The 24,106-nt window shown below is 61.4% G+C and carries 30 protein-coding genes; 19 read left to right on the forward strand and 11 right to left on the reverse strand.

The genetic code is table 11. The annotated features are described in order from the left end of the window. Positions 1-148: 148 nt before the first annotated feature. The 4 genes from AAHK20_RS05125 to AAHK20_RS05140 all read left to right on the forward strand — a co-directional run bounded on the left by AAHK20_RS05125 (position 149) and on the right by AAHK20_RS05140 (position 3,586). Entirely contained in the window at positions 149-1,030 is an 882-nt protein-coding gene (locus AAHK20_RS05125) for an RNA polymerase sigma-70 factor (RefSeq protein WP_449180354.1), read from the forward strand. 142 nt (positions 1,031-1,172) lie between these two features. Continuing rightward, positions 1,173-1,580: a cupin domain-containing protein gene (locus AAHK20_RS05130; protein ID WP_449180355.1), complete on the forward strand. Its 408-nt coding sequence runs from the start codon at positions 1,173-1,175 to the stop codon at positions 1,578-1,580. A gap of 108 nt (positions 1,581-1,688) precedes the next feature. Beyond that, positions 1,689-2,702 carry a LysR family transcriptional regulator gene (locus AAHK20_RS05135; protein ID WP_449180356.1) on the forward strand — a complete coding sequence of 338 codons (1,014 nt, stop codon included), beginning with the start codon at positions 1,689-1,691 and terminating at the stop codon, positions 2,700-2,702. Positions 2,703-2,830: 128 nt separating this feature from the next. After that, the gene (locus AAHK20_RS05140; protein WP_449180357.1) at positions 2,831-3,586 is read left to right on the forward strand and encodes an SDR family oxidoreductase; all 756 of its coding nucleotides are present in this window, start codon (positions 2,831-2,833) and stop codon (positions 3,584-3,586) included. An 8-nt stretch (positions 3,587-3,594) separates the two neighbouring features. Here AAHK20_RS05140 and AAHK20_RS05145 read toward each other — a convergent pair whose 3' ends face one another. The 3 genes from AAHK20_RS05145 to AAHK20_RS05155 all read right to left on the reverse strand — a co-directional run bounded on the left by AAHK20_RS05145 (position 3,595) and on the right by AAHK20_RS05155 (position 5,669). Beyond that, on the reverse strand, positions 3,595-4,008 hold the full coding sequence (locus AAHK20_RS05145) for a MarR family winged helix-turn-helix transcriptional regulator (protein ID WP_449180358.1): 414 nt from the start codon (positions 4,006-4,008) through the stop codon (positions 3,595-3,597). Positions 4,009-4,018: 10 nt separating this feature from the next. Then, positions 4,019-4,678: a TetR family transcriptional regulator gene (locus AAHK20_RS05150; protein WP_449180359.1), complete on the reverse strand. Its 660-nt coding sequence runs from the start codon at positions 4,676-4,678 to the stop codon at positions 4,019-4,021. 94 nt (positions 4,679-4,772) lie between these two features. Then, positions 4,773-5,669 carry a LysR family transcriptional regulator gene (locus tag AAHK20_RS05155; RefSeq protein WP_449180360.1) on the reverse strand — a complete coding sequence of 299 codons (897 nt, stop codon included), beginning with the start codon at positions 5,667-5,669 and terminating at the stop codon, positions 4,773-4,775. 250 nt (positions 5,670-5,919) lie between these two features. Between AAHK20_RS05155 and AAHK20_RS05160 the strand changes: the two genes are divergently transcribed. The 5 genes from AAHK20_RS05160 to AAHK20_RS05180 all read left to right on the forward strand — a co-directional run bounded on the left by AAHK20_RS05160 (position 5,920) and on the right by AAHK20_RS05180 (position 12,630). Beyond that, a complete protein-coding gene (locus AAHK20_RS05160; RefSeq protein ID WP_449180361.1) occupies positions 5,920-7,353 on the forward strand; it encodes an efflux transporter outer membrane subunit in 1,434 nt (477 codons plus the stop codon). Positions 7,354-7,438: 85 nt separating this feature from the next. After that, a complete protein-coding gene (locus AAHK20_RS05165; protein ID WP_449180362.1) occupies positions 7,439-8,659 on the forward strand; it encodes an efflux RND transporter periplasmic adaptor subunit in 1,221 nt (406 codons plus the stop codon). A gap of 11 nt (positions 8,660-8,670) precedes the next feature. Continuing rightward, positions 8,671-11,922 (forward strand): efflux RND transporter permease subunit, encoded by a 3,252-nt coding sequence (locus AAHK20_RS05170; RefSeq protein WP_449180363.1) that lies wholly within the window; start codon positions 8,671-8,673, stop codon positions 11,920-11,922. A 49-nt stretch (positions 11,923-11,971) separates the two neighbouring features. Then, a complete protein-coding gene (locus AAHK20_RS05175; RefSeq protein ID WP_449180364.1) occupies positions 11,972-12,280 on the forward strand; it encodes a hypothetical protein in 309 nt (102 codons plus the stop codon). 11 nt (positions 12,281-12,291) lie between these two features. Then, positions 12,292-12,630, forward strand: a complete 339-nt coding sequence (locus AAHK20_RS05180) for a DUF3331 domain-containing protein (RefSeq protein WP_449180365.1) — start codon at positions 12,292-12,294, stop codon at positions 12,628-12,630. Between the two features lie 218 nt (positions 12,631-12,848). Here the strand turns inward: AAHK20_RS05180 and cynS are convergent, their stop codons facing one another. Beyond that, positions 12,849-13,319 (reverse strand): cyanase, encoded by a 471-nt coding sequence (cynS, locus tag AAHK20_RS05185; protein WP_449180366.1) that lies wholly within the window; start codon positions 13,317-13,319, stop codon positions 12,849-12,851. Between the two features lie 36 nt (positions 13,320-13,355). Further along, positions 13,356-14,015, reverse strand: a complete 660-nt coding sequence (locus tag AAHK20_RS05190; protein ID WP_449180367.1) for a carbonic anhydrase — start codon at positions 14,013-14,015, stop codon at positions 13,356-13,358. 122 nt (positions 14,016-14,137) lie between these two features. Here AAHK20_RS05190 and cynR point away from each other — a divergent pair, with 122 nt between their 5' ends. The 4 genes from cynR to AAHK20_RS05210 all read left to right on the forward strand — a co-directional run bounded on the left by cynR (position 14,138) and on the right by AAHK20_RS05210 (position 16,591). Beyond that, complete coding sequence (cynR, locus tag AAHK20_RS05195; protein WP_449180595.1) at positions 14,138-15,052, forward strand: transcriptional regulator CynR; 915 nt, start codon at positions 14,138-14,140, stop codon at positions 15,050-15,052. 97 nt (positions 15,053-15,149) lie between these two features. Next, complete coding sequence (locus tag AAHK20_RS05200; protein ID WP_449180368.1) at positions 15,150-15,605, forward strand: hypothetical protein; 456 nt, start codon at positions 15,150-15,152, stop codon at positions 15,603-15,605. Positions 15,606-16,061: 456 nt separating this feature from the next. Then, positions 16,062-16,295, forward strand: coding sequence for a DUF6723 family protein (locus AAHK20_RS05205; RefSeq protein ID WP_449180369.1), 234 nt, complete (start codon positions 16,062-16,064; stop codon positions 16,293-16,295). A 23-nt stretch (positions 16,296-16,318) separates the two neighbouring features. Beyond that, positions 16,319-16,591, forward strand: coding sequence for a hypothetical protein (locus AAHK20_RS05210; RefSeq protein WP_449180370.1), 273 nt, complete (start codon positions 16,319-16,321; stop codon positions 16,589-16,591). A gap of 29 nt (positions 16,592-16,620) precedes the next feature. On the opposite strand, the gene AAHK20_RS05215 is transcribed toward AAHK20_RS05210, so the two are convergent. Then, entirely contained in the window at positions 16,621-16,761 is a 141-nt protein-coding gene (locus AAHK20_RS05215; protein ID WP_449180371.1) for a hypothetical protein, read from the reverse strand. Positions 16,762-17,326: 565 nt separating this feature from the next. Between AAHK20_RS05215 and AAHK20_RS05220 the strand changes: the two genes are divergently transcribed. The 4 genes from AAHK20_RS05220 to AAHK20_RS05235 all read left to right on the forward strand — a co-directional run bounded on the left by AAHK20_RS05220 (position 17,327) and on the right by AAHK20_RS05235 (position 18,746). After that, positions 17,327-17,533: a hypothetical protein gene (locus tag AAHK20_RS05220; protein ID WP_449180372.1), complete on the forward strand. Its 207-nt coding sequence runs from the start codon at positions 17,327-17,329 to the stop codon at positions 17,531-17,533. A gap of 230 nt (positions 17,534-17,763) precedes the next feature. After that, on the forward strand, positions 17,764-18,081 hold the full coding sequence (locus AAHK20_RS05225) for a hypothetical protein (protein ID WP_449180373.1): 318 nt from the start codon (positions 17,764-17,766) through the stop codon (positions 18,079-18,081). 212 nt (positions 18,082-18,293) lie between these two features. Continuing rightward, positions 18,294-18,479, forward strand: a complete 186-nt coding sequence (locus AAHK20_RS05230; protein WP_449180374.1) for a hypothetical protein — start codon at positions 18,294-18,296, stop codon at positions 18,477-18,479. Beyond that, entirely contained in the window at positions 18,480-18,746 is a 267-nt protein-coding gene (locus tag AAHK20_RS05235) for a DUF1488 family protein (RefSeq protein ID WP_449180375.1), read from the forward strand. It abuts the gene before it with no gap. A 66-nt stretch (positions 18,747-18,812) separates the two neighbouring features. Here AAHK20_RS05235 and AAHK20_RS05240 read toward each other — a convergent pair whose 3' ends face one another. Genes AAHK20_RS05240 through AAHK20_RS05250 form a run of 3 tightly spaced genes read right to left on the reverse strand, consistent with a single transcriptional unit; the run spans position 18,813 to position 20,201 of the window. Next, on the reverse strand, positions 18,813-19,430 hold the full coding sequence (locus tag AAHK20_RS05240) for a glutathione S-transferase family protein (RefSeq protein ID WP_449180376.1): 618 nt from the start codon (positions 19,428-19,430) through the stop codon (positions 18,813-18,815). A gap of 13 nt (positions 19,431-19,443) precedes the next feature. Further along, positions 19,444-19,872, reverse strand: a complete 429-nt coding sequence (locus AAHK20_RS05245; RefSeq protein ID WP_449180377.1) for an SRPBCC family protein — start codon at positions 19,870-19,872, stop codon at positions 19,444-19,446. Next, entirely contained in the window at positions 19,779-20,201 is a 423-nt protein-coding gene (locus AAHK20_RS05250; RefSeq protein ID WP_449180378.1) for an ArsR/SmtB family transcription factor, read from the reverse strand. The genes AAHK20_RS05245 and AAHK20_RS05250 overlap by 94 nt, the downstream gene beginning before the upstream one ends. A 326-nt stretch (positions 20,202-20,527) precedes the next feature. Between AAHK20_RS05250 and AAHK20_RS05255 the strand changes: the two genes are divergently transcribed. After that, complete coding sequence (locus AAHK20_RS05255; protein ID WP_449180379.1) at positions 20,528-20,866, forward strand: septal ring lytic transglycosylase RlpA family protein; 339 nt, start codon at positions 20,528-20,530, stop codon at positions 20,864-20,866. A 14-nt stretch (positions 20,867-20,880) separates the two neighbouring features. Here AAHK20_RS05255 and AAHK20_RS05260 read toward each other — a convergent pair whose 3' ends face one another. Beyond that, positions 20,881-22,302, reverse strand: coding sequence for an aldehyde dehydrogenase family protein (locus tag AAHK20_RS05260; protein WP_449180380.1), 1,422 nt, complete (start codon positions 22,300-22,302; stop codon positions 20,881-20,883). Between the two features lie 100 nt (positions 22,303-22,402). On the opposite strand from AAHK20_RS05260, the gene AAHK20_RS05265 reads away from it, so the two are divergent. Then, positions 22,403-23,296 carry a LysR family transcriptional regulator gene (locus AAHK20_RS05265; RefSeq protein ID WP_449180381.1) on the forward strand — a complete coding sequence of 298 codons (894 nt, stop codon included), beginning with the start codon at positions 22,403-22,405 and terminating at the stop codon, positions 23,294-23,296. A gap of 52 nt (positions 23,297-23,348) precedes the next feature. On the opposite strand, the gene AAHK20_RS05270 is transcribed toward AAHK20_RS05265, so the two are convergent. Then, positions 23,349-23,846, reverse strand: a complete 498-nt coding sequence (locus AAHK20_RS05270) for a DUF302 domain-containing protein (RefSeq protein WP_449180382.1) — start codon at positions 23,844-23,846, stop codon at positions 23,349-23,351. Positions 23,847-24,106: the final 260 nt, after the last annotated feature.

Raw genomic sequence — 24,106 nt, forward strand, 5'->3', positions numbered from 1 at the left:
ACGACGATAGCCCGCGCGCCAGCTCCGATTTCTGTAGATCAAAACAGCGATGTCGAACATCTTTGACGTCGAGTCGCGCATGGCAATATGCAACTGTCAGCACGCTGTTCAGGCGGGGCTTCAAACCAATGCAAGAGGAAGGTTGTCCATGGACGACGACGCACTTACGTTTAACGGGCTTCGCCCTCGATTGCAGAAGATCGCCTACCGAATGATGGGTTCCGTGGCGGAAGCCGAAGACATCGTGCAGGACGTCTGGCTGCGTTGGCATGCTGCCGCCCGCGAGAGCATCGACAACGCGGAAGCGTGGCTGGTCTCGGTCACGACACGGATGTCCATCGACCGTCTGCGGGCCGCGAAGATTCAGCGTGAACACTACACGGGCATCTGGTTGCCCGAGCCGCAGATGACCGAGTCACCCGTTACGCCCGAGGAGTGCGCGGAGCGCGCAGACGACGTGTCCGTGGCGTTTCTGCTTTTGCTCGAGCGGCTCACGCCGGAAGCACGGGCAGCCTTTCTGCTGCGCGAGGTCTTCGACGCGGACTACTGCGAAGTCGCCGATGCAATCGGCAAAACAGAGGCCGCGTGCCGCCAACTGGTCAGCCGCGCAAAAGCGCATCTAAAAGTCGATCGCCCGCGATACGAAGTGTCGCGCGAGACGCATCTTCGTCTGCTACAGGGCTTCACGCACGCACTGGAGCGCGGCGACTTCCATGCGATCAACGCATTGCTGGCCGAAGACGCCACGTTGATCGGCGACGGTGGCGGAAAGGTCCAAAGCTTCCCGAAACCGATGGTGGGCGGACGGCGCATCGCTCAACTCTTCTACGCGTCGTTTCTGCGTTATCACAGCGAACTCAGCGTCAAGCTCGTGGTGCTCAATGGTCAGTGGGCGCTGCTGCGCTTTATCGAAGGCAAGCTCGAATCGGCACAATCGTTCGAAACGGACAACGATCGCATCGTCCGCGTCCTCGTGCAGCGCAACCCCGACAAGCTGGCGCGCATCGCGGCGGCATACGCCAACGGTTGAACGATTATTCCCGACGCTCAAGCGTGCGCTCGGGTCGCGTCGATTGGTGCGGCACGAGCAACGCGGTGAGTCCGCTCGCATGTCTACCGTGACATGCCGCCCCCACTTACGATGACATCATCTATTTGGGGAGCACACCACCATGCTTCGCTTGAAAACCGCCGCACTGACTGCGGCCGCCGTCATCTGCGCATTCATGGGCGAAGCCAGCGCCGCGCCGCCCTCGGCCATCGTCACGCCATTGATGACGAAGGCGCTCGACGACTATCCGGGCAAGGAAGCCACGATGATCACCGTCGAATATCCGCCCGGCGCCGCCGATCCTGTCCATCGGCACAACGCGCATGGATTCATCTACGTGCTCGAAGGAGCGATCGTGATGCAAGTGAAGGGCGGCAAGGAAGTGACACTGACGCCGGGACAGACCTTCTACGAAGGCCCGAACGATATTCATACCGTCGGGCGCAACGCAAGCCAGACCCAGCCGGCAAAGTTCATCGTGTTTCTATTAAAGAACAAAGGTGCGCCCATTCTCGTGCCGGAAAACTAAGCCCGACCCCACGGCCACGCTCAAGCCCTTAAAAAATTCGACGGCCGATGTCACAAATCCCAGCGCTGGTACGTCTAGTCATGCAAGGACTCCACGAATCGCGCTCCCATGTCAGATTACTCATCACGCCGCTCCATCGCCGGCGCCGACGATCCGTTCGCGAGCAGCTTTGCGACCAGCTACGCCGGCGTCGTTTCATTTCTGGCCGTCGCCAGTGAAGGCAGTTTTACGCGTGCGGGCGATCGCCTTGGCATCGGCCGTTCCTCGGTCAGCCGCAACGTCCAGAAACTCGAGGCCCAGCTCGATGCGCGTCTGTTCCAGCGCACGACGCGCAGCACGTCGCTGACGCGCGAGGGCGAACTGTTCTACGAGAACTGCCGGCCGGGCATCGAGCGCATCGTCCAGGCGCTCGAAGACATGCGCGAGCTGCGCAGCGGACCGCCTCGCGGCCATCTGCGCATCGGCTCCACGCCCGGCTTCGGCCGCAAGATCGTCGCGCCGCTGCTGCGCGGCTTTCACACGCAATATCCCGAGATCACGCTGGAGCTGCTGCTGAACGATCGTCCTGCCGATTTCACCGCCGACCGCATCGACGTTTCGTTTCGCGAGGGGCGCATGGAAGACAGTGGAATCGTGGCGCGGCAACTGATTCCGATGCAGATGATCGTCTGCGCATCGCCCGCCTATGCGCGAATTCACGGTTTGCCGCGTTGCGTCGACGAACTGGCGAATCATCGCTGCATCAACTTCCGAACGGCGTCGGGCCGAGTGAGGGAGTGGGAGTTCAAGATCGACGGGCTTGCGCAGCGCCGGCAGCCCGTCGCGCAGCACACGTTCAACGACCCCGATTTGATCTTGCAGTCGGTGCTTCACGGGCTAGGTATCGCGCAGTTGCCGACCTATCAGGTGAGCGATTTGCTTAGCAACGGGCAGTTGATCAGTTGTCTCGCACAAAACGCACCCGACGATTGCGGCCACTACCTCTGCTATCTCAGCCGCAAGCATCTTCCTGCCCGCATTCGTGTGTTCATCGACTATGTGACCGAGCACGCGAGAGCGCTCGATTTGCATTGCCTGACAACGATAGCGACGTTATCGACAGCCATGACGGTGGTGGACTGACGCTCGATTCGATTGGTGCCAAAGGCACAACACCGTGACCCCGTTTGTATGCCTACCGCGACACGCCACACCGGCATACGATGAATTCGTGCGGCGCATTGCCGTAAGCAAAATATGGAGAGTGAATCATGAAGATCGTTGTCATCGGCGGCACCGGCCTGATCGGCTCGAAGACCGTCGCCATTCTGCGCCAGGGCGGCCACGAAGTTATCGCCGCCTCGCCCAGCAACGGCGTCAACAGCATCACGGGAGAGGGGCTCGAAGCGGCCATGACCGGCGCGCAGGTGGTGATCGACCTCGCCAATTCCCCGTCGTTCGAAGACAAGGCCGTGCTGGAATTCTTCGAGACCTCCGGCCGCAACGTTCACGCAGCGGAGGCCGCGACCGGCGTCCGGCACCATGTCGCACTTTCGATCGTCGGAACCGACAGGACACCCGAGAATGGGTATTTCCGCGGCAAGGTCGCCCAAGAGAAATTGATCGCGGCCTCCGGCATTCCCTACACCATCGTCCGCTCGACCCAGTTCATGGAATTCCTCCGCGGCATCGCCGATGCGGGTACCGATGGAAACGTCGTGAGGCTTTCGCCGGGCATGTTCCAGCCCATCGCGTCGGACGACGTCGCCGCCAGTGTTGCCGACGTGGCCCTCGCGGCGCCGCGCAACGGCATCGTCGAGATCGCAGGCCCGGAACGCGCGCCGTTCAACGAAATCGTCGCTCGCTATCTCAAGGCGGTCGGTGACCCGCGTGAGGTCGTGCGCGACCCCAAGGCCCGATACTTCGGCGGCCTGGTCGAAGAGCATTCGCTCGTGCCGTTGGGCGAAGCGCGCTTAGGCCGTATCGGTCTCGACGAATGGCTCCGCCACTCAAAAGCAGCAGCTTGATGCGTGCATCACGATGCAAGCATCCGCGCCAGCATCGCCTTGAACAACGCGACCTCGTCATCACTGAAACCGGCCAGTAACTCGCCATAGACATCGGCGACTATCGCGGGCATCCGGTCGGCGACGCTTTTTCCTTGTTGCGTCAGCACCAGGCGGCTCACGCGCCGATCCACCGTGCTCTGCACGCGCGTGAGCAAGCCGTCCCGGACCAGCCGATCGATCAGGCGCGTCACCGCGGCAAGGTCGACGCAACATTCGCGCGCGATCTGCGCGGCATGCCACAGCCCGTGCCGGTCGACGAGATACAGCACACGCCCTTGCCCGGCGGTCACGTTCAGCTCCTGAAGCGAGCGATGCGTGATCGAGTGCTTGACATGGGAATGGACGCGGAAGACGAGGTAGCCGAAATCGTCGTCGAGCAAAGTCTCGTCGTTACCCACAGACGACATCGCATAGGGTGACGTCATGGCTGACACTCGCTCGGGACGGTACAACGCCAAGAAGAACCAGCGCGACGACACGCCCGGCCACTTGCCCCGGCGCCGGAGACACCGGCTCGCCGAGACTTCTGAAAAAGAAGCCCATCAGACACGAGTGAATGTATGCGGCCATGACTTCCGCGTCGATGCCATCACGAAGCAAGCCGTCCGCATGCGCTTCCCTCAACGCGTTCGCGATACGCCGCTCCGCCAGTTTGCGTTCCTCACGCACGCGGCTCCAGATATGACGCGTTTCTCTCGTGATTTCGCACCGGGAGTAAATGACGCTGTAGAGCCGTCGCGCCGCGCCTTTCGACAGCGCCTGCGCGAGCAGCCGCATCAATTCCGATTTGAGGTGATCGAGAGGATCACGTGGACCGCGAGACCATTCGATAAGAAACGGGTCCGCCGGAAGCGCCGTCTCTTCGAGCAACGCGTCGAACAAGGCGGACTTGTTCCTGAAGTGTCCATAGACGGCGCCACGCGTCACGCCGGCCACACCCGCAATCTCCTCCAGCGAAGCTCGCGAGAGCCCACGCCGCAGAAAAATTCGCGCCGCCGAATTCAGGATCTTCGCGCGAGTGAGCAGCGCGTCTTGAGGGGATCGTTTCATCGTGCGGTCAATCTATCGAAGCGCGCCCGACCCGACTAGCCGCTCAATTTGGACGACTCACTTCCACGAAACGAGGTAATGCGAATTTGGCGATCTACGTCTCATACATTTCCGCGAACTTCGTCTGGATCGCCTCGATGAAAATCGTCGTGACTCGTCTGATGTGACGATGATTGGGAAAGACGGCGCAGAAATTCGACGGGTCAGACCGATACTGATCGAGCACCGGCACGAGACGACCTTCCTTGATGTCCTTCCTCACGAAGGTGTCGGAGAGCAAAGCGATGCCAAGACCTTCAATCGCCGCCTGTTTGACTGGGCTGGAAGTGCTCGCGAGAAAGCGGCTGCGCACCTGGACCTCGACACGTCCTTCGGGGCCGTTCAGATACCACGTGTCGGGACCGGAATTCCGCGAGACGAACAGACAGTCGCGCTGGCTGAGCTCGTCGAGATTCGCCGGCACTCCGTAGGCATCGAGGTATTTCGGCGACGCCACGAGCTGCCAAACCGAACTCTTCAGTACGCGGCGCGTCGCGTTTTCGTTCAGCATCCATTCGGGACGCAGTGCGAGGTCGACTCCGCTCGCCGTCAGATCGAGATACGCGTTGTCGACGACGAGCTCCAGGTTGATCCCGGGATAGCGCGCGAGAAACGTAGTGGCCCACGAAACCGGAAAGATCTCGAAGAAATCGGGGGACAACGAAACGCGCAGCGGGCCGCTCGGTTCCGGGTCCGTGTCGGCGGCTTGCTGACCCGCGAGCACGAGCTCTTCGATGTTCCTCGCGCATTGCTCGTAGAACGTCTGCCCGATCGCGGTCAGCGACAACTTTCTTGTGGTACGAAGAATCAGCCGGCTTTTCAGCTCGCTTTCAAGCTGCTGAACGCGACGGCTGATCGTATTCGGCGGCATCCCCAGACGCCGTGCCGCTTCAGCGAAACTTCCGGCCCTGACGACCTCGACGAACAAATGGATTTCGTTCAGGTCGAGCATGCATTCCTCGCGAATCTGGATGGGTTCCCGCCATCCTGACCGTCTAGTGGCCGGCGAATGTGCGGTCTAAGCTACTGCGAAATAGTTGATTAGACCACTTTTTCCGGGCGTTCGTATCACCCCCCTCGAAAGCCCGCTTTCATCCTCAGGATTGTGAATGACCCTCTCTCGCAAGCTCGGGAGCGATGCCGCTCGTCCCTACATTAGTCGAAGCATGCTGCACTGCTGCTACGCCGCCACGATGGCTTTCATGATCGCAGGCTGTGCGGTCGGCCCCGATTACAAGAAGCCGGCGATCGACGTTCCCGACAGCTTCAAGGAAGGCGTCGACTGGCAACGCGCGAACGCAAATCCGCAAGCGTCGCTGTCGAGCACGTGGTGGCGCGACTATCACGACGACACGCTGACCAACCTGATTGAAGAGGCGCAGAAGGCGAATCTGTCGATTGCGCAGGCCGAAGCCGCCTATCGGCTCGCGCAGGCCGACGTCGCCGCGAACGTGGCGAGCTTCTATCCCGTGGTCGGCGCCGGCTTGTCGGGCAATCGCTCCGGCGCGGGCACGAACGGCGCGCACAGCGGGTCCGGCGCATCGTTGCAGCCCGGCGTGCACAACTTCGTTTCGGCGGACTTGTCCGCAAGCTGGGAGCTCGACCTGTGGGGCAGCATTCGCCGGCAGGTCGAATCGAGCAAGGCCAGCGCGCAAGCCAGCGATGCGCAGCTCGCGGGCGCTCGTCTGTCCATCGCGGCCAGCGTCGCGACCGACTACTTCGAACTGCGCCAGAGCGATGTCGATATCGGCCTGCTCGAACAACAGCAGCAGATCGACGAGCGCATTCTGGAGATGACGCACGCGGCCTACACGCAGGGCGAAGCGTCGAACGACAGCGTGCTCGCCGCGCAGGACAACCTCGAATTGGTGATCGCCGACCTGCAGGCCACGAAGACGTCGCGCGAGCAGTACGAGCATGCGCTCGCGGTGCTGACCGGCGTGCCGCCCGCCAAGTTCTCGATCGCGCCGGTGTCGAACTACGCGTTCGTCGCGCCCTCCGTACCGCTCGCCTTGCCGTCGCAACTGCTCGAGCGGCGTTACGACGTCGTCAGCGCGGAACGCAACGCGGCGGCGGCGAACGCGAAAATCGGCGTCGCCGAGGCGGCGTTCTTCCCGACGCTCACGCTGTCCGCGCAGGGCGGATTCCAGCACAACACGTTCGCGAACCTCTTCTCGGTGCCCAACCGCTTCTGGACGCTCGGCCCCGATCTCGCGGCGACGATCTTCGACGGCGGCGCGAGATCGGCCGCCGTCCGCGAGGCGCGCGCGACCTACGACGAAAACGCCGCGGCCTATCGGCAAGCGGTTCTGACGGCGTTCCAGAACGTCGAGGACAACCTGTCGTCGTGGAATCACCTGACCCAGCAGGCCCACGCCTACACCGACATCTATCAGCGCAACAAGCAGCTCTTCGACAGCTCGCACGCGCAGTACGAGATCGGCACCGCCAGCGAGCAGAGCCAGCTGACTCAGCAACTCACGCTGCTGCTCGCTCAACAGAATCTGTCCGACACCCAGGCGGCGCTGACTGTTTCCAGCGTCACGCTGATCCGAAACCTGGGCGGCGGCTGGCAGTGGGATGACGCACACGAGGCTCCCGCAAGCCTCGCATCGTCGTCTGACAACGGTCGCTAAGACGGTCGCTAAAGCGGTCAATAAGCGCGTACCCGTCCACCCGCTTCTCCTCATCCTTCCTTCGTTCCTGCAGGCCCTCTTTCCCATGAAGTCAATGCTCCTTCGCACCACTCTTATATCCATCGGCGTCGCGGCACTCTTCGGCTGCGGCAAGAGCGCCCCGCCACCGGCTCCGCCGCCGCCTCAGGTCGGCGTGCTCGATGCCGAACCGCAAAACGTGCCGCTCACTCGCAGCCTCGTCGGGCGCCTGTCCGCGTACTACAGCGCGAACGTGACCGCCCGCGTCTCCGGCGTGCTGATGAAGCGTCTCTATACGGAAGGCAGCGAGGTGACGGCCGGCCAGACGCTGTTCGAGATCGATCCGTCCTGGTACCAGACGGTGCTGAACAACGACATCGCGACGCTCGCGCAGGACCAGGCGACCTACACCAACGACCGAGTGACGGCCGAGCGCTTGCACAAGCTGCTCCCCATAGGATCGGTGTCGCAGCAAAGTGTCGACGACGCCGACGCCGCCGAACGCAGCGCCGCGGCGAAAGTGGAGGCGGACAAAGCCGCGGTCGATGGCGCGCGCGTGAATCTCGGCTACACGAAGGTGATCTCGCCGATCACAGGTATCGCCGGACAACAGCAGGTGACCGCGGGCGCAGTGGTCGGCAACGGCACGACCGACGCAGGCTCGGGCGGCACGCTGCTCACCTCGGTCTCGCAGATCGATCCGGTCTACGTGAACTTCACGATCAGCGCCGCCGACTTGATCGCGCTGCGCGAGGCGCAGCGCACCGGAAACGTGGATCTTGCGGCTCAGAACAAGACCACGGTTCAGGTCGTGCTGCCCGGCGGCAAGCCCTACGATCGGCTCGGCACGCTGGACTTCTCGGATGTGGTTGTGAACGCAACCACCGGCGCGGTCAATCTGCGCGCGCAGGTGCCGAACCCGCAGCATCAACTGCTGCCGGGCATGTACGTGTCGCTCAATGTCGATCTCGGTCAACGCAACGGCGTCTTCGCGATTCCGCAGCAGGCGATCCAGCGCGATACGGCCGGCGCGTATGCGATGGTCGTCGCCCAAGACGGCAAGGTGGTCCGCAAGTCCGTCGACGCCAACGACAGCTACGAGAACGATTGGATCGTCACCAATGGCCTCGCGGCCGGTGACCGTGTGGTCGTCTCGAATGCGCAGGGCTTGCATGAGGGAATGCTCGTCGCTGCCAAGCCCTGGTCGGCCCCCGACCAAGGCACACGTTTGTCGCAAACCGGCGCCGCCCATGCACCGTCCAATTCGCCTGCGGGCAACAAGTCGTAAGGGGTCCGCTCATGCCACGTTTCTTTATTGACCGGCCCGTTTTCGCGTGGGTGATTCCGATCCTGATCTGCCTGTTCGGCGCGATCTCGCTGACGCGCCTCGGTGTCGATTCGTATCCAGATATCGCGCCGCCACAGGTGACCGTGAACGCGACCTATCCGGGCGCGAGCTCGGACACGATGGAATCGACCGTCACGCAGGTGATCGAGCAACAGCTCACCGGCATCGACAATCTGCTGTACTTCAGCTCGGTCTCGAACTCGAACGGCACGGCGACGATCACGCTGACCTTCGCGACCGGCACGAACGCGGACATCGCCGAAGTGCAGGTGCAGAACAAGGTGGCGCTCGCGCAGCCGCTGCTGCCGGCCGCGGTTGTCCAGCAGGGTGTCGTGGTCGCGAAAGCGAGTCCCGACATCCTGATGTTCGTCGGGCTGCAATCGAGCAACGCATCCGTCGATACCGGGCGGTTGAGCGACATCATCGCGTCGCAGATCCAGCCGGTTGTCGGCCGCATCAACGGCGTCGGCAATACGTTCATGCTCGGCTCCGAATACGCCGTGCGCATCTGGCTCGACCCCGACAAGCTGCAGGGCTACGGCATGTCGACGACACAGGTGATGAACGCGATCCAGGCGCAGAACGCCGAGTTCGCGACCGGCTCGGTCGGCGCGGACCCGGCCGTCAACGGGCAGGTCTTCACCGCGACGGTGTCCGGCGACACGCTGTTCTCGTCGATCAAGCAATTCCACGACATCATCCTGCGGACGAACAATGACGGCAGCGTGGTGCGTCTCGGCGACGTCGCGCGCATCGACTTCGGCGCGCAAGCCTACGGCACCGCGGCCAGGTATAACGGCCAGCCGGCGGGCGGCCTCGGCGTGTATCTGTTGCCGGGCGCGAACGCGCTCGAAGTCGCGAAGGCCGTCAAGGCCAAGATGGCCGAGCTCGCGCGCGACTTCCCGCCGGGCGTCACGTGGACCGTGCCCTACGACACGACGCCGTTCATCTCCGCCTCGATCGAAGACGTCGTGCATACGCTGGCCGCCGCGATCTTCGTCGTGTTCATCGTGATGCTGCTGTTCCTGCAGAACATCCGCGCGACGATCATTCCGACGCTGGTGATTCCGGTGGCCCTGCTCGGCACGTTCCTCGGCTTGTCGGCGATGCACTTCACGCTGAATCAGCTCGATCTGTTCGGCATGGTGCTGGCGATCGGGATCGTCGTCGACGATGCGATCGTCGTGATCGAGAACGTCGAGCGCATCATGCGCGAGGAAGGACTCAGTCCGAAGCAGGCGACGCGCAAGGCGATGAAACAGATATCAGGCGCGATCGTCGCGATCACCGTGGTGCTCGCCGCCGTGTTCGTGCCGTCCGCGCTGCAACCGGGCGCGACCGGCATCATCTATTCGCAGTTCGCGCTGACGATCGCGGTCTCGATGGTGTTTTCCGCGTTCCTCGCGCTGTCGTTCACGCCGTCGCTGTGCGCATCGCTTTTGAAGCCGTCGCATCACGCGAGCAACAACGTCGTGTTCCGCTGGTTCAATCGCGCTTTCGACCGGCTCGGCGAGACCTACGTCGGCCAAGTCGGCCGCGCGGTGCGGCGCGTGCCGCGCTGGATGGTCGTGTTCCTCACGCTCACCGCGCTCGCCGGCGTGCTCTATATGCACCTGCCGACGTCGTTCGTTCCGGACGAGGATCAGGGCTTCATGCTCGCGATCGTGAATCTGCCGTCGGGGAGCCCGCTGTCGCGAACGGACGCGGTCATGACGAAGATCAGCGATAAGCTCACGCACAGCCCGCTCGGCAAGAACATCGCGGGCATGTTCGCCGTCGAAGGCTACAGCTTCGTTGGCCATAGCGAGAACGTCGGCATGGTCTTCATCAAGCTCACCGACTGGGGCAAGCGCTCGCAGAGCGCGATGCAGCTGATCCCGCAGGCGAACAAGGTGCTTCACGGTATCGGCGACGCGCAGATTTTCGTGACCAACCTGCCGACGATCCGAGGCTTAAGCCAGTTCTCCGGCGTCGACATGTACTTGCAAGCGCAAGCCGGGCAACCGCGTGACCAGCTCACGCGGGCGCAGGCGACGCTGCTGGCGGAGGCGAATCACGACCCGAGGCTCTTCGGCATCCGGCCGAACTCGCTGCCGCAGGCGCAGGAGCTCAAGCTCGCCGTCGATCGCGTTCAAGCGCAGACGATGGGCCTCTCGCTGACCGACGTGTACAACACGATCGGCATGGACCTCGCACCGGTCTACGTGAACGAATTCACGTACGGCGGGCGCGTGAAACGCGTCTACGTGCAGGCCGACGCGCCATTCCGCATGGGACTCGACGCGCTGCAGCACATGTATACCCCGAGCGGCGTGCCGAGCACGGCCGAGAGCACGAACGGCAGCAGCGTCGCGGGGATCTCGGCCTCCGGCGCACCGAGCCCGGTGCAGCCTTCCGTCGGCAACAACGCGATCAGCCCGTACAACATGGTGCCGCTATCGAGCGTCGTGAAGGCGGACTGGGGCGTCGGTCCTCAAGCGCTGCCTCGCTACAACGGCTACTCGGCGGTGGAAATCGTCGGCATGCCGGCGGCCGGATATTCGACCGGCCAGGCGATGCAGATCCTACAAGGCATCGTCGACAAGCTGCCGGCCGGCTTTGCATCCGACTGGACCGGACAGTCGTATCAGGAAGTGCTCGCCGGGGACTCGGCGACGGTGCTGATGGCGCTGTCGATCGTCGTGGTGTTTCTGTGTCTCGCCGCGTTGTACGAAAGCTGGTCGGTGCCGGTCGCGGTGCTGCTGGCCGTGCCGCTCGGGTTGCTCGGCATGGCCGCGTTCTGTCATGTATTCCATGTGCCGAACGACATCTACTTCAAGATCGGCATGGTCACGGTGATCGGGCTCGCGGCGAAAAACGCGATTCTGATCGTCGAGTTCGCGATCGAGGGGCAGGCACAGGGGATGACGCTTTACGAAGCGGTCATGAGCGCGGCCCGGCAGCGGTTCCGGCCGATCCTGATGACCTCGCTTGCGTTCATCGTCGGCGCCGTGCCGCTGGTGACCTCGAGCGGCGCGGGCGCGGCATCGCGGCACGAGATCGGCACTGGCGTGATCGGCGGAATGCTGTTCGCGACGGTCTTCGGGCTGCTGCTGATACCGGTGTTCTATGTGACGGTGCGGCGCTTGCTTGGCGACAAGCTTGACGAGATTGCGCTCAAGCGCGTGCATGACGACGACGCCGAGCCGCAGCTCGACGCTTGATCATGGTTGGCGATGACGCCGTCATCGCCACTACACAGGAGAACGGAGGGTGACAGTCGACCTTGAACAACTCATAGCGCTCGCGGACGCGCTAACCGGGGATGCCGCCAGCATCGTCCGGCACGCCGCGATGGAAATCGAGCTGCTGCGCAGGCATCTGTTCGAGGCGCATGCCGGCATCGCGGACAGCGAGCGACTCGACTGGCTCAGTGAACAGGCGCATGACCAGTACTGCGATCCCGCGCGCCGCGCCTACTTCACGCTGCCGCGCATCCTCGCGAGAAAGGATGGCGTAGCCGCAACGACGTTGAGGGGCGCGATCGATCTGGTTCGCAAGCCGACGGATCAGGATTACTAGCGGAGTTCGAGATGCAGATGAACGATGAAGGGATGTTGACCGCGGGGCGCGATTTTCCGCTGCGGCTGCGGTTGAGCCGGATCGACACAGAGGTCTTGGTGCTTGATTACGACGATCGGTACGTGTGGTTGCGCTGGGTGCAGCCCGGGCGCTGTCACTTCGGCGAGCAACGCTGGGTGCTCGCCGCAGCGAAACGCAGTGGATATTGCATCGTGTCCGGATTGCCCATCCACCGCGGTGAACTGGTCTTCCGTCCCGGGGATCGACCCGCGCCGTCGAACGCGGACAAGATGATTCTGCCTGACCAACTGGAATTGATCTTGGGTCGGAACCGTGAGGCTATGGCGTAGTCGGTTACGGCGACTGGTGATTTATAAAAGTATCCGTATTTCGTGGTTGATCTTTTGCTGGGCGACGTAGCAAAGAGATGAATCGCGGAGGGGTGTCGGTGGGTTTCGGAACAGTCACACATGTAAGAGCCACCTCGACCCATACCTTCGCATCACAATGCGCTACCAGAATAAATACCGCGGGAGTCATTCACCCAAGAATGACTCCCGCGGTTTTATCAGAACGGCTTGGTCGGCAGATACTTGCCGTCCAGCGTGATGACGGCTCGTTTGCCGCCTTCGGGATCATCGACGGCTTGGATGTCCAACTTGAAGTTGATCGCGCTGATGATCCCGTCGCCGAGTTTTTCGTGCACCAGCGCCTTAAGCGTCGAGCCGTAGACTTGGATCATTTCGTAGAAGCGATACATCGTCGGATCGGTCGGCACGCCGTTCGGAATGCTGCCGCGTAGCGGGATGGCCTGCAGCAGGCGAATCGCTTCGGCATCGAGGTCGAGCTTGGCGGCCACGACCTTCGCGGCATTCTCAGGCAGCGGATGCTGGCCGAGCAGCGCGGCGGTCACGAACGCGAGACTCAGTCCGGTGCCTTCGTTGATCTGTTCGAACGTCAGGTTCTTGCGAAGCTTGGCGTCCATGATGATGTCGGTCAGCGCTTGACGGGGCGCTTGGCTATGCAGGGATTGCGTCATGTCGATGCTCCTTCAATGAATTGAACAACAGCTGAATCAGGCGGCGAGATCGAGTCGCGCCGGGGTTGCACACGCTTGCGGGTGTGCAGCGAGAGAAACGAAGCGGCCGCTCGCGCCGTCGAGCGCGTCGATCGAGCCGGTTTCGATGTCGTAGACCCAGCCGTGCAGCGCGAGACTGCCACGGTCGAGCGCGAGCCGTACGGAGGGATGAGTCTTGATGTTGGCGAGCTGGGCGATCACGTTTTCGCGGACCATCGAGTCGACGCGGTCACGTTCGCTCTTGTGTTCTCGCGCCTCGTTGACGACTTTTGCTGAATCCGCGTACTGCAGCCAATTGCGCACGGCCGGCATGTGGTCCAGGCACTTACAGGTGGCAATGGCCGTCATCGCACCACAATTAGAGTGGCCGCAAATCACCACGTCGGTAACGGCGAGCGCGGCGACCGCATATTCGATCGTGGCACTCACGCCGCCGGGCTCCGGACCGTACGACGGGACGATGTTGCCCGCGTTGCGGATCACGAACATATCGCCCGGATCGCTCTGCGTGACGAGTTCCGGTACGAGCCGGCTGTCCGAGCACGAGATGAACAAGGTGCGCGGGTGCTGGCTCGCGGCCAGCTGCTTGAAAAGCTCGGAGCGCTGCGGAAACGCGTCGCGCTGGAACTTCAGGAAGCCATCGATGATGTCTTGCATGTTTCGCTCCATCTGGGTCTTGGTTGAGAACCGATGGACGAAGAATGCGTCGCTCAGACTATAGTGTCCAAGACCGGTTTATTATTCTGTCCATAGGCAACGCCAATAGTTTGGAGAGGTTCATGCTGCTCCGGCACATTCGGTACTTTCTGGCAGTCGCGGAGCACCTTAATTTCACGCGTGCGGCCGAGGCGCTGCATGTGTCGCAGCCGACGCTGTCGCAACAGATCAGGCAACTCGAGGAAACGCTGCGCGTGCAACTGCTCGACCGGTCCGGCCGTACGATCCAGCTGACCGATGCCGGCACGGCCTATATGCGCTATGCACAGCGTGCGTTACAGGACCTCAAGGCGGGCGAACGGGCGATCCATGACGTGCAGGATTTGAGCCGCGGTTCGCTGCGCCTCGCGATGACCCCGACGTTCACCGCTTACCTGATCGGTCCACTGCTGGAGAAGTACAACCGCCGCTATCCGAACATCACGCTGAATATCGTCGAAATGCCGCAGGACCGGATGGAAGCGTTGTTGAACGAAGATGCGCTCGATGTCGGCATCGCATTCAAGGATGCTCGGTCCCCGGACATCGAGATCGAGGTGCTGTTCGTCGAAGCTCTGGCGATGGTCGTCGGCAAGTCGCATCCGTACGCGAAGAGGCGCACGGCGTTGAAGCTTCGCGAGTTCGAGAGCGAAACGTTGGTGCTGCTCAACGAAGCGTTTGCAACCCGCCACTACATCGATCGATATTGCAGGCAGCACGGCGTCGCGCCGCGCATTGCCATGGAGGCCAATTCGATCAGCGCGGTGATCGAGATCGTGCTCAGAAGCAAACTTGCAACGCTGCTGCCAGCCTCGATTGCACGCGAGCACAGCGAATTGCGCCTGGTGAAACTGGAGCCGGCGCTGCCGCAGCGAACAGCTGCGTTGCTGCTGCGCAAAGGTGCTTATCGAAGCGCGGCAACACGGGCATTCGTTGCGCTTGCGCTTGAGGAAAGTGCGGCTGAGCCGGGTGGCCGACGGGCAAAGGCGGCTTCGTAAAACGCTAACATTCCGAACTGCCTCGACTGCTGGCGGCGAACAAACCGCGAATGATGGTTACACTGGACACCCCATCCTCATATGCCAGGAGACTTCTATGAGCAAGCATACCCTTGCATCGACTGCCGCCACGTTGCTGTGCGTGGGTGCCCTGACGGGCTTGACCGCCACCCCGGCTCAGGCAGGCGCGCCGGTGAAATGCCATCTGACCTTCAGCATGTCCGGATGGTCGGCACTTTATCAGCATGCCGAAGGACGCGGCAGAGTCACTTGCAACAATGGGCAAAAGTCCGCTGTCAGGATCAGCGTGCACGGCGGCGGCCTGACGGCCGGCAAGTTCCACGTCAGCGGTCACGGCGATATCACCAATGTCTACAGCATCAAGGATGTGTACGGAAGTTATGCGCAGGCCGGTGCTTCGGCCGGCGCGGGGAGTAGCGGTACTGCCCAGGTGCTGACCAACGGAACGACGTCGATGGCGTTGAGCGCCAGCGGTGAAGGCGTGGACCTTGGCGTCGCGGTCGATGCCTTCAAAATCGAACCGGTGCGCTGAGACATCAGAGATGCTCTGATGTATTCCCTACGCCGGGCGCCATAGCAGTGGCGCCCGAGGAAGCCAGGGATCACCGATATGTGGTCTGACGCTTGATAAATGAACGGCGCACTACGGCGTCGGGTGGTACACTGATTGCATCGCTTCCCGTCTTCTCTCATACCTGTCGTCCACCGGAGTTCGCGTTCACGGGCGACGCCCGATTCCCGTCTACTGCCTGGTTAGCTTTCTCGCCCTTCCAGGGAAAGCGATATTCCGTCTCCGGACGCCGATTCCGCTAGCTGCGCCGCTGCGATAGTTGCTCCGTCCCGGCCTGTGCGACGCGCTGTGCATCGCCATTTCGTCTGCGGCAATCGCCCATTTGCCACACGCTGGGCGGTTCCCGGTTACTTCTCGTCATGGCCCACACCTTTGGACTACATCATGCAAGACCGTGCAATCGACGAGGAGAAACGAATGCTGCAATTCAAGCCTGAGGCCGAGAACTATGAGGTTGCCGCATCGTTTCGTCGGACGATGAGTGGCGTTGTTCCGACCTTGAAGGTGATCCGTCTTTCCGACAAGCGGGTCATCTATCCGTTTCGCGGCTGCGCAGACATGCCCCTATGCGAGGATCCAGAGAGCGCGAAGAACTTCGCCGAGGTCTATGGCTGGCAACTCGTGAACGGCGATATTGCGGTTCCAGAGTAACTGACGGCCCACGGAGCGGCGACATGCCCGAAATTCCTTACTATCTGGTTCTTCGCGCCGGACACGAGTCGTACGTTTTGAACCGGGAACTCGTATTGATTCGGCGCCAGGCGAGTCGCATGATGAACTTGTTCGCGCGCGCGCACGGCAAACCAATGTCGATCGAAGACGCGCGCTGGGATGCCTTTTCCCGGGAGTGCGGGTTCTCGTCCGACGAACGGAAGCGTTTGTGCACTTACGCATTGGTGGAAGGCGGGGAGACCGGACATCAACTTGCGTTGCTCGCCGACCTTTAGCGTTCTGAGTTGGCCGGACGAGGTCGTTCTCAACGCTTTTTTTGCGTATCCACGGATTTCGGCTGCACGCTGGGTGCGATCAATCTGGACGGTGACAAACCGGACGGCGGCTTTTTCGGCTGCTTCGGTTTCTTTGCTTCGCGATTGCTGCGCATCTGACCTTTTGCCATCACACGACTCCGGTGGTATCTGTGCTCGCCAAAAAGCTCGAGTATTCACGCAGTGTGCACTGATTTCAGCTCGCTGTCGCGAAGCGTTTTCAGCGATCTGCCCGTAGCGGAGAACTCTCTTCGAAAGACACGAATCGCTGTACATTCGGCGGGAAAGGTATACAGTGGGTGCAGCGCAGCATTGGCAGTGCTAGTTGCTTCGACCTGCTGATCTTTTAGCAAGACACTCGCCTCCGAAATCCCTTGGACGCACGTGCCGGGTTGACTCGGGAGAATTCAATGTACGCCACTGCTGTTGAGCAGTCCGCTGATATCGGCCTATCGCAGATCGCATAGGCGATAGCGACGCGCGGCTTGCGCGCAAGCACGAAAACGACGCCCTGCACGAGCAGGTCGTTGGGCGGTCTCACCGCCTGATGGGAAAGCCGGCAAGACGCCGGCTTCCGCCTTTTGTTCCGTTAAGATTTGGACTGCTTTGCAATTGCATATCCACTTTACGTTCACCGCGATGGCGACACCGGCTTTTCCGCTGGCGAACCAGTTTATCTCACAGTAGGAGTGCATCATGATTGATGAGAAAGCGAATGTGGAAGAACTAGCGGAAAGCAGGAGCCTGAGAGAGGCCGCGGAGAATGCTACGGACGATGGCATGCCTGTGGCTCAGGAACATAAAGCGAAAGACGTTGAACAAATTCTCTATAAGATGCCGAAGCAATGGGTAAGGCGCACGAGGAAATGGCCGGGTTCACGTCATAGATTTATGCACTCTTGAACGTCGTATCCCGCTGTTACAACTCAGCGCTGAACGTAGCGACGTTTTCTATGTCTGATTCATAGGATTTCGAATTAGTTGAAGTTGCCATACATTTGAAACGCCCAACGCGCCTTGAGCCACGGAACAGCGCGTCTGACAAGCGTCAGTCGCGAGACTGCCGAAAAGCAGTCAGCAGAAGCCGGCCAAACGCCGGCTTTTCTTGTCTGACCAAATCTCGGAGCAGTACCATGGCCGACGCTACCCCCCAAAACACTTTTCGCGGTCTTCCCTTGACGCCTGAGCAGGACGCAGAAGTCAGGCATTACATAAAGAAGAACAAGCAGCGTGGAATGCCGTGGGACACGCCGGAGTTGACGGCAATGCTTAAGGACATGCTGGAGCCCCCGCGCGACGAAGATGGAGAACCCGGAGCCACCGTCGACGAAACCAGGTCGGCCACCGAGCGCGCCGCGGCTTCCATCGACGAAACCATGGAACCCATAGAGGCAAACGAGGAGCGGAATGCGGCCATGGAAACCGAAGGTATGAGGGGACCCAAACGTTGAATCCCGGACGATGCGCTCGATAGCGCTTGCATGGCTGCGGTATCGGGCGCATTCTCGAAATATTCGATGTGAGCGACCAGTGGTGTTTTGCGTCGACTCCTTGCGATTCCCCCGGTCAGCACGGCTCCGCAGAAAGCATAGGGCGGACGACGATGAAAATCGGTCGCCGCGACGATCCTGACATTTGAAACTCTTTTTTTGGGGGAACCGGCATGCCAAAGCAAACCGAGCGGAAGTTAGCCACGCCAGTCAGGCAAAGCGACTTCGTTGATGTGCAAAAGGCGCGCTCCTCGGCACTGAAGCGCGCGGATATCGAGCGCGCCCAGAAGCGGCTCGAAAATGACGCCCGCATCGATGTCAATGCGAGCAAGTGGCGTTATATCTGTCCAGAGGGTTAGATGGGGAAAAGTGGCGTAACACTCAACTTTCCTAATCCCAGTCGCACCTACGATGTTTCCAGACACTGTGTGTGCTTCTGGGGCTACGACAATTCTCGCGAGATTACCTTTCTGGTCGACGACGCGATGCTGGCGAAACTGAACTCCGACATGGGTTCAGGCGAGCCGGCCTTGCTTGCGGCCTTCGACCGCAACCGCGAGCGGATTCTGGCACTCGCCAGAGACCTCTATACGGGTGGTCCCCAGAACAGATACACGATCTCGTGAGAGGGGCCGCAATTTGCGCCCCCCACCGTGCACCTTCTTTCTGACCTGCGCTAGCCGAATGATGAGTTACGCAGCCTTGCGCGCATCAGCGATACGCTGCGGCGCCTCGGGGCGCGCATACAAGCGTTCGAGATACGCCTGCAAACGCGGGAACGCATCGATCATGTGGAATTCATTGGCCCAATCGATCAGATAGGCCGTCACGCAGTCAGCAACCGTAAGCCTGTCGCCGACAATGAATTCACGCGCTTCGAGATGCTTTTCGAGGATCGCAGCCATGGCCATGAAATCGTCTCGCGCGAGTTCGATATCGGCCGGGAGGCGCTTGTCCGGCGGATAAAGAAACGTGTGCCGGGTGATTCTCCAGAGCGGTTGTTCGAGTTCGGTAACCGCAAACATGGTCCAACGATAAGCCTGTGCCCGCTCATCGAGATCGACGGGCAACAATGTTTTCTCCGGATACTTATCCGCGAGGTACAGCACGATCGCAGCCGACTCGGGAATGATTAGGTCGCCGTCGACCAGCACAGGAACCTTCCCCGCAGGATTAAGGCGCAGGAATTCGGGCCGCTTATGCTCGCCTTCGAGCAAATTGACCGACACGAATTCGAAATCGGCGTCGACTTCCTTGAGTCCCCAAAGCGCGCGTTGCGAACGGGTCCCAGCAAATCCGTATAGCTTCATCACGATCCTCCAATCAGGCGAATTGCCGTTCGAGGCCGTCGAGCGCCTGGTTCCAGCCGGCCTGGTGGTTTTCGCGCGCGGCTTCGTCGAAGAACTGCTCGTGCTTGAGTGTGAGCAGCGTCACCTCGCCGTCGAGCCGCAGCGTGAGCGTGACGAGTGACTCCCGCTCGGGTGTGCTGCGCCACGCCCACGTATAGACGAGCTTTTCGTCGCGCACCACTTCGCGGAAGGTGCCGCTCACATCGTGCTCCTCGCCATCTGGCGCGCGCATGACGATGCGAAAGCGCCCGCCCTCGCGCACGTCCATCTCCACATGGATCACTTCGGCGTCGTTGGGATGCATCCACTTCACGATTTGCGACGGTTCCGTCCAGGCGCTGTAGATTTTCGCGGGCGGGGCGTTGATGCGACGCTGGAGCGTGAGGCTGGGTCCGGTGGGCATGAATCTTCCTCCACGAATGCGGTAAGGCGATCGAGTGTCTCGGCCCAGAAGCGCTGATAGCGGGTGAGCCATTCCATCGCTTCCTCCATCGGCTCTGCAGAGAGCCGGCACGCGACGGTGCGGCCGGTCTTCACGCGCGTGATCAGGCCGGCTTCAGCGAGTACATCGAGATGCTTCATCACGGCCGGCAGCGACATCGCGAACGGCTGTGCGATGTCGCTCACGGACAGATCCGCGCGCGCGGACAGACGCGCCAGGACCGCGCGCCGAGTCGGGTCGGCCAACGCGGCGAAGATGCGGTCTAATGCGGCTTCCTCAAACTTAACCATGCGGTTGAGTATAGAAACTCGTCCGGCAATGTCAAGCAGGCTTGTAAAGCGCACGACAAAACAAGCAAATGAGTGCCCGATCTTCAGGGGTGTCGCGTGTCGACTAAAATAGTGTCAACGGGTTACGTAACCCGGGTATGCCGCCAATGGCAACTTTTGGATACCTCAAGAACCACGTCTCATTGACTGACGGGTGGCCTATGGTGCTATCACTTCGCTATTTGGGAGTCTTGGCAATCTGTGCGTTGTTCACTGCTTGCGGACAGATTCCGTCCAAGTATGGTGCGTGCAGATCGGATTCCTGTCGCCCTCGGCACGAGCACGAGATGTCGCAATCCGGCGAGGCGTCATGGTATGCGGCAACGTTCCAGGGACATCTGACCGCAAACGGAGAACGCTACGATGGCGGCGCCTTGACCGCCGCCCATCGAACCTTGCCGCTCGGTACCTATGTGCGCGTCCGATCGCTGGCCACCGGAAAGTCGGTTGTCGTTCGCATCAACGATCGCGGACCCTACGTCAAAGGCCGGATTATCGATCTCTCGTACGCAGCGGCTGAAGCCCTGGGTTTGACAGACGCGCGGTCGATGCGCGTGCAGATTGAACGCGTGGAGAAGACACAGACGGGCTCGGACGAAGCCGAACCCTTGACGACAGAGCAATGAAGTCCTAGTCCGCCTCACACCGCGCCCAGCAACGCCTTCGGCTCGAGAAACGCTTCAAGCCCGAACGTGCCGTACTCGCGGCCGATGCCCGATTGCTTGAACCCGCCGAAGGGCGCCGCCGGTTCGTGCGCGAGCGTGTTGACCAGTACGCGTCCCGCTTCGATCCGCGAGGCCACCGCGCTGGCCCGCGCGGCATTGGACGAACACACGTAGGCTTGCAGGCCGTAGGGCGTATCGTTGGCGATCGCGATCGCGTCTTCCGTATCGCGGTATCCGATGATCGAGAGCACCGGACCGAAGATCTCCTCTCGCGCGATCGTCATGTCGTTCGTCACGTCGCTGAAAACGCTTGGGCGTACGAACCATCCCGCGTCGACGCCGTGTGGCCGCCCTTCGCCGCCGGCGATCAGGCGCGCGCCTTCGTCGATGCCGATGCGGATATAGCGCTGCACGCGCTCCCACTGTTTTTGGCTGACCATCGGACCGATGCTCGTGCGAGGATCGCGCGGATCGCCGGACTGAATGTCAGCCAACGCTTCCACGATTCTCGCTTCGAACTCCCGCAGCCGCGCCTGCGGCACCAGAATTCGCGTGCCGGCAATGCACGCCTGCCCGCTGTTCATGAAGCCTGCCTGAAGGGCGAGCGGCACGGCATCGTCGAAATTGGCATCGTCGAGCACGATCATCGGCGACTTGCCGCCGAGTTCGAGCGTCACGCGCTTGAGCGTCTCCGCCGCGGTCCGCAATATCGTCTTGCCGACTGCCGTTGAACCCGTGAACGACAGCTTGGCGACATCGGGATGCGAACTGATCCGCGCACCCACGATTTCGCCGCGTCCCGTGACGATGTTGAACACCCCCGGTGGGAGCCCTGCTTCATGCAGCGCCTCCGTGACGACTCGCGTCTGGATGGCGCTCATTTCGCTGGGCTTGATCACGGCCGTGCAGCCCGCGGCGAGCGCCGCCGCGAGCTTGCCGCAGATAAAGCCCGCGTCGCTGTTCCATGGCGTAATGAGCCCCGCGACGCCGAGCGGCTGCATCACCACTTCGGCCGTTCCGACGCGACGGCTGAACGCGTAGTCCTCGAGCACCTTGGCGGCTTCGAGCAAGGTGCTGCTCGCGTGCTGGGCCATCCAGCGTCCCCGCGACACCGGCGCGCCGTACTCCTCGACGATCGCCTCGAACAGTTCGCTCTCTTTCGCGGCCACAGCCGCGTGCATGCGCCTCAGCATCTCGACGCGCTCGCGCTTGTCCGTGCGCGAGAACGCCGGGAAGGCCCGCTTCGCCGCCGCGACGGCGTCGTCCACGTCCTTGGCATCGGCGAGACGCACGCGGCCGATCACCTTCTCGGTCGAGGGATTGAAGAGATCGAAGTATTCGTCGCCGTGTGGTGTGACGAATTCGCCATTGATGTAGATCTGGTCGATGGTCTGCATGTTGGGTCCGGAAAAGCGTTGTCGATGACCCAGGATAGAGCGTCGCGATTGCGTCGACTAGCCGTACAATTGAGGATGACGTGTTGAAGGATTTAGGACAATGAAAACATCCGGTTTGAGCGAACTGGAAGCCGTTCTGGCCGTCGCGCGCCATCGGAATTTCCGGGCCGCCGCGAACGAAATGAGCGTGTCGACTTCCGCGCTCAGTCATGCGGTCGCCGCGCTCGAAGCGCGCATCGGCGTGAGGCTCTTCAATCGAACGACGCGCAGCGTGGCGCTGACGGAAGCCGGCGCGCAATTCGTCGATAGCGTCGCGCCCGCGCTTTCGACCATTCGCGACGCGATCGAGCAGGCGGGCAGCTTCCGCGACACGCCGTCGGGCACCTTGCGCATCAACACGTCGGCGGGCGCGATACGGCAGGTGATGCCGGTCTTCGTCGCGTTCCTGAAGCGCTATCCCGAGATGAAACTCGACATCGTCACGGAAGGACGGTTGATTGATATCGTGGTTGAAGGATTCGACGCGGGCATCCGCCTCGCGGAAATCGTGCCGCAGGACATGATCGCCGTGCCTTTCGGCGACAGGCAGCGGTTCGCCGTCGTGGGCAGCCCGGCGTATTTCGCGCAGCACAAGCCGCCGCGCTCGCCAGCCGACCTCAATGCGCACCGATGCATTCGCAGCCGCATGCCGAGCGGCTCGATCTATCAGTGGGAGTTCGAACGGCGCGGCGAGACGGTGCGCATCGACGGCGACGGTGCGCTGACGCTCGACAACCCGGAATTGATGCTGGAAGCCGCGCGTGCCGGCCTCGGTCTCACGTACTTGACCGAATGGAATGTCGACGCGGATCTGGCGGCCGGTACCTTAGTGCGAGTGCTGGAAGACTGGACGCCGCCGCTGGATGGGTTGTGCTTGTACTATCCGGGCCGGCGTCATGTGCCTGCGGGGTTGCGCGCACTGATCGAGATGATTCGCGAGAGCTCGGCGCAATAAACATCACCTTGCGGAATGTCGCGAACGACCTGGCCTCAGGAAAGCTCGTCCGCTACTTCGAGGCATCTTCAATCGCGTGCTGCACCACCAGGAGAAGCTTCTTATCGAGGTCGCGTGCTGTCGCGTCGATTTCCGCACTTTCGCAAACATCGAGAAGCGACGAAGGTTGGTCATACTCGATGCGAAGACGATTCTCCTCGACCTCGTAAGCCATGAGCGTTAGAGGAACATACTGTCCAGCACGTATGTCGTGCTGGGTCATTTGTATCGCTACCAGCGGGTTGCCCAATATGAAGCGGATGGCCTTCTGACTTTTCCCGACCATCCTGAGCGCAGCACCGTGGTCAAGGGTAAAGAAGATCATCAACCCCTGATCCCCCTCCATGCCTTGAATCGCAGCTGCCGCTTCGCGTGGCTGTCCCATCAAAGCGGCAATGGCTGCTTGATCGAATCTACCGAGTCCTTTCTGAAAGCTTTTCACGAAGCTCTCAAAACTGACGTCGGCATTGATCGTTACACGAACAACTTGCCGTTGGGTTTCGGATGTCATCACTTTAAGCTCCTTCGAATTCGGACTTGGCTAAAACCGAGCGATAACTAGTGCATATGCATCCAATAGCGCTCAGTCTTCGCGTGTTCATTTGAGTGCATAAGCACATCATAACGAATCGACCGCTTGGATTCGATGGCGCCCGCAGCGTCAATGTGTTGTCGTTTCGAGCAACAATCGCCCAAGGAATACCTAATCGATGAGAAGCGCGCCCGACGTGCGCCATCGAGCTTGCTGGCGCACGTCATCAGCGGGAACCC

The organism is Trinickia camelliae (genome assembly GCF_053525655.1).